The organism is Rhizobium leguminosarum bv. viciae USDA 2370 (genome assembly GCF_002008365.1).
Classification (GTDB): Bacteria; Pseudomonadota; Alphaproteobacteria; order Rhizobiales; family Rhizobiaceae; genus Rhizobium; species Rhizobium leguminosarum.
The window spans coordinates 1-9,553 of record NZ_MRDL01000011.1 but is presented as its reverse complement, the minus strand read 5'-3'; the positions used below and the strand labels follow the sequence as shown (position 1 = coordinate 9,553).

Genomic DNA, 9,553 nt, shown 5'->3' with positions numbered 1-9,553 from the left:
GAAACGGCGGATCGTCCGCATGCTCCGATAGACCTCAATCAGCTTGTCCTGCGAAAGTTGTAAGCCTGACATGTTATCCTCCGGCAGATCCTTCATCATTTCTTGTGGCGTCCGACTGCGGATGTCCGCCGACATCCGCAGTCCTGCTTGTCCAACCCGTCTTGGGAGAGGTGGACGCACTCAATGCTTCGTCGGCGCGTTAAGGAAAGAAACGCGTCAACGTGTCGGCAAGCGCCATGGGTTGCTCTTCAGCCAAATAGTGGCCGCAGTGCTCGATTGCGGTGCCTGAGACGTCGGTTGCAATTTTCTGTAGTTGAGCCACGAGATCTGGCATCGAGCCCTGATCGGCACGAACTGCGAGAACCGGCATCTCGAGTTTGCCACGACTGCTAAGTTCTTTATTCTGGTCTGCAGATTGGGAAATGGCGCGATAGTAAGCTAGCCCCCCCATCAGACCATTGTTGCGAAAAACCCTAAGATACTCGTTGAAATCATCTTCAGAAAAATACGCCGGGCTCGCAGCTTTGCGCTGCAAAAACCATCGGAGGTAAATGTCCTCGCGGTCCCTGATAAGAGCCTCGGGCAGATCGGGCAGATTGTGAAATCCTACATGCCATGTCCGCCACGCAGTGTCTGGGGACCACGGCAGCGTGTCCGGTAAACTAATTCCAGGTATGCCGGTGTCTAGTATCGCGAGGCCGCGGACGGTCTCGCCATAGGACGCCGCATAGGGATAGGCGACCCACGCTCCAATGTCATGGGCGGCCAGATAGTGCTTCTCGACCCCGAGCTTTTTGGTGAACTCTCGCATTAGACGCGCGATCGAAAGCGTATCGCATCCAAATAGTGGTCGATCGGAATCGCCTTGCCCTGGTAGGTCGGGCGCAATGACCCGGTAGCGCTTGCCGAGTAAGGGCAGAATCTTACGCCACGCATACCAGCTTTGCGGAAAACCGGGAAAAAGGACGATCGTGTTTCCGTCTGCTCGTCCCCCTGAGACGTAGTGAATTCGAACACCTTCGACCGTAAGAAAGCCGCGGCCGAAACCTTCAATTCCAGTGGAACGCCAGTCCTGCATATCCATTGTGAACCTCCCTATCGATTATCGAGCGATTAAGCCGCTGCCTTTACGAGTCTGGCGCTGGTTCTCCATGTGGCGAATCCAACGACCAAGAGGCACGCAAAGAGGAGCAGCGAGAAGATTGCATTCACCGAGGGTGTGAAGCCGAAACGGAGCTGGTTGAACACCCAGATCGGAAGGGTTGGCGCACCACCCGACAAGAACAAGGTCACCATCACATCGTCGGCAGATAGCGTGAGTCCGAGAAAGGCACCGGCGACAATAGTCCCGCGGATCATCGGAAACAGAACATGGATGAAACTCTGCCAGCGATTGGCGCCAAGATCCAGGGAGGCTTCCATGAGGCTCGGATCGAGGCGTCGCAGCCGTACAAGCAACAGCAGCATGGTCACCGGCATAACGAAACTCATCTGCCCGATGACAATTCGCGCGACGCCAGAGGGAATTGAGAATATTTCTGTGCCAAGAACCATCTCAATCCCGAGCACGACGCCCGGCGTGGCGATCGGCAGCGCAAAGGCGAGTTCGAAAAAGCGAGCGCCCTTCAATCTGGCATAATGAATGATCAGCGCAAAAATGGTTCCCAGCATCACCGACATCGTCACGACACACAGTGCCACGATCACCGATCGTCGGGCCGCTTCCAGCAACGACTGATCCTGGAGGAGTTCTTGATACCAATGAAGGGTAAGGCCCTGCAGCGGGAAGATCTGTAAATTGGCTGAATTGAACGAAAACAGGACGATGATCGCGAGCGGTGCATAAAGGAAGAAGATGGACGCGACGACGCCAATGCTCGCTAGGCGACGACCGGTGTCGCGCTGCGAAGAGTTGGTTTCGGGCAATTTGCCTTCGGCCTCTTCGCTGAGCATTACGCCCTTCGTCGGCAACATTGTGATTATCGCGCCGAGAAGGAGGGCTACGCTGATCATCAGCGCAACCGCAACTGCTGCGCCATATGGCCAGTTGTTAGCAAAGCCGAATTGAGTAGAGACGACGACGCCGAGCGTCGTGCCGTCGATACCGCCAATCATCGCTGGCGTGACGAAATCTCCGACTGTCACGAGAAACGCCAGTGAAAAGCCGATTGCGAAGTTGCGACGGGTCAACGGCCAGATCAAGTGGAGAAATGTCTGGATTGGTGTCGCGCCAGAGTCTTGCGACGCTTCGATCAGATCACGGGGTATTTTCTCGAACGCTCCCATTGTCGAAATGAAAATGAAAGGGACGGAGATGTAGGCAAATACGATTACGACCGCGGTTGGACTATAAAGGAAGGCATCGGACGGCTGATCAAGAATACCGCTGGAGACCAGGGCAGCGTTGAGAACGCCCGACTGGCCAAGAATGATGCGCCAGGCAAAAATGCGCATCAGAAGGCTGATCCAGAGTGGCAGAACAACCAGCACGGTCAGCAGGGTCTTATAGCGCCTTGCGATCCGACCGACGTAAAAGGCCAAGGGAAAAGCGATCGCAGTTGCGAGAACGCAGCCAAGAAAGCTGAATGATAAGGTGCGCGTAAGCAAAACCCAAAAGCCGGCCGAGTTCCAGATCCGCGCATAGTTTATAAGCGATGGCTCAAGGAGGATGACCCCGCCCGAAGCCTTGAGAAAGCTCACGCCGATCAATAGCACGTTCGGCAAGACAACGATCAGAAACAACCAGGCAAGGACCGGAACGCTCGCCAGATTGAGGCTGATCCTGAAGCCCAACGGTGAAGCCTGCAAAGGTTTCGTGAGGTTGGATGCGACATTATCAGTCATAGAACACCTGCGTATTCTGCAGATCGAAGTTGACCTGCACCGGCTGACCGACTTCCAGCGATGAATTGTGAGCTGCAGGCACCAAGCCGATCACGTTTATCGCACCACAGCGAACATTGACCTCACAGCTCGTTCCCATGAACAAGACGTCTTCAACAGTTCCATGAAGCGTACCTGGAGATGGTGTGGCAACGTTTTCGCTGACCCGAACGGCCTCATAGCGGATCGCCATACGCGCCGCGCCACAGTGTGAAGCGACGAGATCCGGCAGCGCCACATTCTCCACATGCGCGACCGCACCATTTCCGGCGGCTTCAAATGTCACGGGGATGAGATTGGACCGGCCGACAAATCGGGAAACGAATTCATTGTTCGGCGCGAAATAAATTTCGCGCGGTGTCGCGAGCTGCGCGATCTTCCCTTCGTTAAGCACCACCACGCGATCGGACATCGACAATGCTTCGCCCTGGTCGTGCGTCACATACATGAACGCAATACCGAGTTCCCTTTGCAGAGCCACGAGAGTATGTTGCATCTGCTGGCGCAGCCGCAAATCCAACGCCGCCAGGGGTTCGTCGAGAAGCAGCAGCTTCGGCTTCGAGACAATTGATCTTGCCAAAGCCGCCCTCTGCCTCTGGCCCCCTGACAGCTGATGTGGAAGCCTGTCGGCAAACCCCGACATCTCGACGAGCGACAGAGCTTCCATCGCCGCAGCAGATCGGCCGGATTTCGCATCGCCGCGCATCCGCAGTGGGTATTCAACATTCTCCCGCACCGTGAGGTGCGGGAAAAGAGCGTAGCTTTGAAACACAGTGCGTACGTCGCGCTTGAACGGAGGGACGCCGTTCATGGCATGCCCCGACATCGTAATTGCACCCCGGTCTGGATGCTCGAACCCTGCAACTGTTCGCAAGATGGTGGTCTTTCCAGAACCGCTCGGACCGAGAATTGAGAAGAATTCTCCGCTTCTTACGGCAAAGGAAACGTCGTCGAGCGCAGGCTTGTTTGAGCCGTCATAGGTTTTCGACACGCCTTCAAGCGAAAGCACCGTTGTCTGGGAGGTACCCATCTTTCTTCTCCGCGTTCGCGTATCGGCTCAAAGCGTACCAGCGAGGAAGTCATTCCAGATCTGGATGCGCCGCTCGACATCTTCTGGCTCGCGGAAAAACACCAAGTTGCTTTTGAACGAGGGATCCTCGGAATCGAGGATGTTCGTGTTCTTGAGCTCCTCCTCGGTGAGGCCGGCCTTGCGCGCCGCATCTGGCGTCAGAATGCCATTGCTGCCGGAGAATTTCATGAACCGCGTCTGCCACTCGACGGACATCGTGTCATTCAGGAACTTATAGACGATATCCCGCTGTCCCTTGGGCGTGACATAAGTTCCCTCGATCCAGGAAGGGGTTCCCTCTTTTGGAAGCGAGTACTTTGCGTTCAGGCCCTTTTTTTTCAGCGTATTCACGACTGTAACGTTGTGGCAATAACCGAGAAGCGCTTCGCCCGAAGCGTAGACGTTCGCCGCATCGTCGAAGCCGCGGGTGACGACGCGAACCTGCTGACGCAATTCACGGAGTGCTTTCGTAACCGCGCCAAACTCGTCCTCGCTCAGTTTGAACGGATCCTTCGCCCCGACGTAGAGGGCGATCATCGGGATTGTGACAGTCGCGTCATCGAAGATGGTGACCTTACCCTGATACTTCTTATCCCAAAGGGCGGCCCAGCTCGTCGGAGCTTCCTTGATGACGTCAGCATTATATTGAAGCGGCTGTGTACCCCAATGCAGCGGAATGCCCATCAGCGTACCATCGACCGAAAGCGGGTCCTTCCAGTTCAGTCCGGGAAGAATGTTGGCGACATTGGGGACTTTAGAAAGATCGAACGGCGCAATCTGACCGGCTTTCTTTAGGCGGCCCGCCGTTGACGCTTCTGAATAGACCACATCCGGCTTTACCGCACCGGACTGAAGCTGCGCAAAAACCTCATCGAGCGAAGAAATGATGACCGGCTTGATCTTCGTGCCGTTTGCTTTTTCCCATTCGGCGATCCAGTCCGGTTCGTCGTAGCTTTCCCAAGTCAGAAGCGTGATCGGCTCCTCTTCCGCACGGGTGGCGGATGCGAGGAAAGGTGTAAACAAACTTGCGGCAGCGAGCCCACTACCCATTTTTAGGACCTGGCGACGGCTGGCGGTCAAGCGTGTCGGATCTTTGGTCATTTTTAGAGTTCCCTTTTTTGTCATTGGTCAAGGGCGCCTTCAAAACTAGCCTAACTAACGACAGTTCGGTTGGTGATCCAAATGTCGTTGCCGGCCATGTCTTTAGGCCCAGCGAAGATAAACGGGGATGTTTTGGCTGCCCGAACGTCCTCTCGTCCGGCAGGCCGATTACTGAAGGGCCTCCTACCGTTCAGCTCCAACATCCTCCCGCTATTGCATCCGACGGTCAAATCGCAATTCACGATGACCTGTAATAATGAATGCTGATCACCAGGCGGCGTTCGACCTAACGCCGGTTCGATAAGGAAACTTGATCACCGACCATTCAATTTCATAATTTGACGCCTGCGACTGACGAGCAAATAAAAAAACCGAGCCACTCTTGATCTTGATCGTCGAGGAAACAATTCGTGTTGCAATCTTCAAGTAGCGCTGCGGACCATCCGCCTAAAGCCATTCGCGCGGGCGCAAGATCTGGTACTATTAGCGGCCAGACCTCCGGAATGGCTAGAGGGTTTGCTCAAGGCAATGTTGTCATCCTGCCGAGAGAATGGGCGAAGGATTTCTTAAATTTCTGCCTTGCAAATCCCAAACCCTGCCCGCTATTGGCAGTGGGTCGGCCGGGCGATCCATCTCTATCTGGCGCGGGGCAAGACATCGATATCCGTACCGATGTGCCGAGCTACAGGATATTCCGCAACGGAAATTTGGTCGACGAAGTTAAGAACATTACAAGTATCTGGCAGGACGACTTCGTGTCCTTCCTGATCGGATGCTCATTCTCGTTTGAATGGGCGCTGCTGGGTGCCGGTCTCACGGTCCGCCATATTGAACTCGGCACAAACGTACCGATGTATAAGACCGATATCGAATGTGTATCGTCGGGGCGCTTTTCGGGCCAGTATGTCGCGTCAATGCGCCCGATGAAGCCTGCAGAGGCCATTCGCGCAATCGAGATCACCTCTCGGATGCCGCAGGTTCACGGTGCGCCGGTCCACTTCGGTGATCCGGCAGCGATCGGGATCGCAGACATAACCAATCCCGATTACGGCGATCCGGTGCCAATCAGAGAAGGAGAGGTTCCTGTCTTCTGGGCGTGCGGTGTAACGCCGCAGGTGGCCCTGGCCAACGCAAAGCCACCGATCGCGATCACCCACTCTCCGGGATGCATGCTGCTCACCGATATCCCCGACGATGATCTAATTACTGGAAAGTTTCGCTTTTCTGCGCCAGATTTGTGACAGCGCAATCAGGCCTGCCTCTCGGACGCGGCTTTCCGTGGACACGAAGGGTCTGTTATCGTCCTGTGCTCTCCGCGCCGGCGCGCACCGCACTGGGGGAACGGCATGATTGATCTTCGTACCTTGGAGACTTTCTACTTCGTCGCACAGACGGGCGGCTTTAACCGTGCCGCAGAAAAGCTCCACACCACGCAACCGGCTGTCTCGGCACGAATAGCCCAGCTCGAACAGGAGCTTAATGTCAGGCTATTCGATCGCAACAAGCACGGCAGTCATCTGACTGCTAAAGGGCGTGACCTTTTACGATATGTCGAGCAAATGATCGCGCTACGCGTGGAGCTTGTCTCGGCGATCGCTGGCGATAGTGCCCTGCGCGGTAACTTGCATCTTGGTGTTTCCGACACCATCGTTCACACTTGGCTGCCGGAACTTCTAAAGCGGCTCAGTGCCGAATATCCTGGAATAACGCTTTCGATCGACGTCGATGCTTCGGCGGGTCTCGCCGAAGCACTGCTCAACAATGCGATTGATGTCGCGCTGTTGATGGGCCCGATCACTGCCGGGCACGTGACGAACGTTCATCTTTGCAGCTACCCGCTGGATTTCATCGTCCGGTCAGATTTTGCCGAGATTGGTGCCAGCATGAGCCTTAGAAAGATCGCCGAATATCCAATCATCACGTTTGCCCGCCACACACGACCCCACTCGGAACTGAAAGAACTCTTTCGCCGGGCTGGTGTCACAGGTGTCCGTCTATTTGCAAACTCATCACTGTCATCGATCATTCGCATGACGCTCGATGGTTTGGGAATTGCAGCAATTCCAAAGGAAGTTGCGCTCGAGCACCTTGAGAGCGGCCGTCTGCGGCTGCTGGCCCATGAAGAGACGTTGCCCGTGCTCTCATTCACAGCAAGCTTCATCCCACGTTCGGATATGCCATTGAGCGGTGTGGTCGCCAAACTTGCACAGGAAGTCGCAAACGACGGCGCCTTTGGCCCCAAACACCCTTCCCGCTAGAAGCTGGCCAGCGATGCCGCCGGCCAGCCGTGCCTCGGATCAGGAAATGCGGGTGTATTTCTCAAGCACCACCGATTTGAACAGATGGCCATGCTTGGCGCCGAAGGCCTTCATCGCGTCCGTGTTGTTGTGGACGTCGAGCGCCTTTTCATCGTCCCAGATCTCGTAGAACAGGAACTCGCCCGGCCGATCATTCGACTGGTGGAGATCATACTGGACGAAGCCTGGCTCTGTTTTTGCAATCGGAACGAGCGTTAGCAGCGCGTCCCTTACCGCATCTTCCTTACCTTCGTGGGCGATGATCGTCGCCACTACAACGAGTTGGTTCTTCATTTTGACCTCCAGATCACTTAATCTCTATGGATACGTGGCACTTGATCGAATTTGCAATAAAGCAGCCCTTATGCGCGCGATCGTGAAGGCGCCGGAGCGTCTCGCGATCAGGCTGCTTTTCGCCGCTGAACGTCGCCTTGGGACGCAGGGTAATGTCTGAGACCCACATGCCGCCGTCGGGGTTCTTCGACACCCTGCCGGAAGCATCGTCCTGATAGGCGGTTACGGCATAACCGCTGCCTTCGCAAATGGCGAGGAAGTACAGCATATGGCAGCTCGCCAACGCGTTCACGAGCAATTGTTCAGGATCTGCTAGTGACGCGTTACCGAGATACTCAGCGGCGGCAGAGACTGGAATGGTAACCGTCGGGCTGATGATCGCCTTGTGGTCACGGCTGTACGTTGTCTTTTGTTGTTCGTGTGGAACGGCTTCCCACTCAAGACGAACGATATGTTCTGACATCCTTGTCACCCTTTAACCCGATTTTGCGCCGTAAAGGTCGCGGATATGTGTCCCACTAGCTGAGGGCCACCAACATTGCTTCGGCGATCGCGAGATCGTCGTCTACCGGGCCGCCCGAAACGCCGACGGCGCCGACGACCTTGCCGTCACGAATGATCGGCAGACCGCCGCCGAAGACCACGAACGGCCGCGCGCCAACCGATTCCAGGCCATAAAGTGGACCATTCGGCTGAACCGGCTCCATCCACTGACCGGAAGGCGAACGCAGAGCAAGCGAAGTCCAGGCCTTGTTTTGAGCGATCTGTACCGTTGAAAGTGCGGCGTCGTCGACTCGTAGGAAAGCTAGAAGGTTGCCACCGAGATCAACGATCGCCAGGGATGACGGCTGGTTGATCTCCCTGACCTTTGCAGCGCCCGCAGCAATGGCGTTCAAGGCTTCTTCATGCGTGATAATTCTGACCATCGTGGTGCCTCAATCTGAGTCTGTTGGAAAGCAATTCTACGTGCGGCGCCCGCTCGAACGGTCCGATCGCCGCACGCTCGTTCATTCCTAATTGTAGATTCCCCCATCCACGTTGATCGCCTGCGCGGTTACATAGGAGGACTCATCCGATGCCAGGAACACGAACAGGGGAGCGACCTCGTCGGGCCGCGCCTGCCGGCCAAGCGGAATGACCTGAGGAACAAGTGCTTCCTGCTTTTCGCGCCCGCCGATGAAGTCGATGACCGGCTGGTTGAAAGGCGTGTCGATCCAACCCGGGCATACGGCATTGACTCGGATGCCGTCACGCGCCAGTTCAATCGCCAGCGTAGTCGTCAGGCCGATCACCGCCGCCTTGGACGATGAATAGGCGAGAAGACCAGCAGCACCGCGCTTGCCTGCGAGGGACGACATCAGCACCACGGAAGCCTTGCCGGACTTCCGAAGCTCTTGCACGGACTCGCGAACAAAGATGAAATTCGCCCTGACATTTATTGCAAAGACCTTGTCCCAGTCGCCGGTGCTGAAATCCTCCAGCCTGCCTGAAAGCTGGATGCCGGCGTTGAGGCATAGCGTATCGATGCCCTTCATCCATTCGGCTGCTTGAGAGATCGCCGCCTTGATCTCAGATTCCTGCGAGAGATCGGCACGTATGAACTTCACCGCACTGCCGAAACGCTTCTCGACGGCCGCGCCGCGCGCGGCGTCGATATCCACAACACTGACGGTGGCTCCTTCCGCAATGAACTGTTCAAGGATCGCAAGGCCGATGTTTGCGACTCCACCAGTGAGCAAGACCCGTTTTCCTGAAAGACGCCCTGACATCGCATTCCCTTTCCTGTTGCTCGATAATGACCGCCTGCGCTTGTGTCGCCTTCAGGCGCGCGCGATGGTTTTTATGATCGCGTTGTTGACGATTGCTGCCGCTTCCATCTGCGGCATGTGGCCAGCCTGCGGGATCGTGA

10 protein-coding genes are annotated in these 9,553 nt (G+C 56.0%); 2 read left to right on the top strand and 8 right to left on the bottom strand.

Annotated elements, in window-relative coordinates; genetic code table 11:
* Positions 1–199: 199 nt before the first annotated feature.
* The 4 genes from BS629_RS05610 to BS629_RS05595 are packed head-to-tail and all read right to left on the bottom strand — an operon-like array spanning position 200 to position 5,053.
* A complete protein-coding gene (locus BS629_RS05610) occupies positions 200–1,084 on the bottom strand; it encodes an alpha/beta fold hydrolase (protein ID WP_077988062.1) in 885 nt (294 codons plus the stop codon).
* A gap of 29 nt (positions 1,085–1,113) precedes the next feature.
* Positions 1,114–2,844: an ABC transporter permease subunit gene (locus BS629_RS05605; RefSeq protein WP_077988061.1), complete on the bottom strand. Its 1,731-nt coding sequence runs from the start codon at positions 2,842–2,844 to the stop codon at positions 1,114–1,116.
* Positions 2,837–3,913: an ABC transporter ATP-binding protein gene (locus BS629_RS05600; RefSeq protein WP_077988060.1), complete on the bottom strand. Its 1,077-nt coding sequence runs from the start codon at positions 3,911–3,913 to the stop codon at positions 2,837–2,839. Before BS629_RS05600 ends, BS629_RS05605 begins: the two co-directional genes overlap by 8 nt.
* Before the next feature lie 27 nt (positions 3,914–3,940).
* Complete coding sequence (locus BS629_RS05595; RefSeq protein ID WP_077988059.1) at positions 3,941–5,053, bottom strand: extracellular solute-binding protein; 1,113 nt, start codon at positions 5,051–5,053, stop codon at positions 3,941–3,943.
* Positions 5,054–5,463: 410 nt separating this feature from the next.
* On the opposite strand from BS629_RS05595, the gene BS629_RS05590 reads away from it, so the two are divergent.
* Both BS629_RS05590 and BS629_RS05585 read left to right on the top strand, forming a co-directional pair.
* Positions 5,464–6,294, top strand: a complete 831-nt coding sequence (locus tag BS629_RS05590) for a putative hydro-lyase (RefSeq protein ID WP_077988058.1) — start codon at positions 5,464–5,466, stop codon at positions 6,292–6,294.
* 105 nt (positions 6,295–6,399) lie between these two features.
* Positions 6,400–7,311 carry a LysR family transcriptional regulator gene (locus BS629_RS05585; protein ID WP_077988057.1) on the top strand — a complete coding sequence of 304 codons (912 nt, stop codon included), beginning with the start codon at positions 6,400–6,402 and terminating at the stop codon, positions 7,309–7,311.
* Positions 7,312–7,350: 39 nt separating this feature from the next.
* Here BS629_RS05585 and BS629_RS05580 read toward each other — a convergent pair whose 3' ends face one another.
* From BS629_RS05580 to BS629_RS05565, 4 genes are all read right to left on the bottom strand, one after another.
* A complete protein-coding gene (locus BS629_RS05580; RefSeq protein ID WP_077988056.1) occupies positions 7,351–7,644 on the bottom strand; it encodes a putative quinol monooxygenase in 294 nt (97 codons plus the stop codon).
* Positions 7,645–7,657: 13 nt separating this feature from the next.
* Positions 7,658–8,107: an OsmC family protein gene (locus BS629_RS05575; RefSeq protein ID WP_077988055.1), complete on the bottom strand. Its 450-nt coding sequence runs from the start codon at positions 8,105–8,107 to the stop codon at positions 7,658–7,660.
* Between the two features lie 55 nt (positions 8,108–8,162).
* Entirely contained in the window at positions 8,163–8,570 is a 408-nt protein-coding gene (locus tag BS629_RS05570; protein WP_077988054.1) for a GlcG/HbpS family heme-binding protein, read from the bottom strand.
* Between the two features lie 87 nt (positions 8,571–8,657).
* Positions 8,658–9,383, bottom strand: a complete 726-nt coding sequence (locus BS629_RS05565; protein ID WP_245315066.1) for an SDR family NAD(P)-dependent oxidoreductase — start codon at positions 9,381–9,383, stop codon at positions 8,658–8,660.
* Between the last annotated feature and the right edge of the window lie 170 nt (positions 9,384–9,553).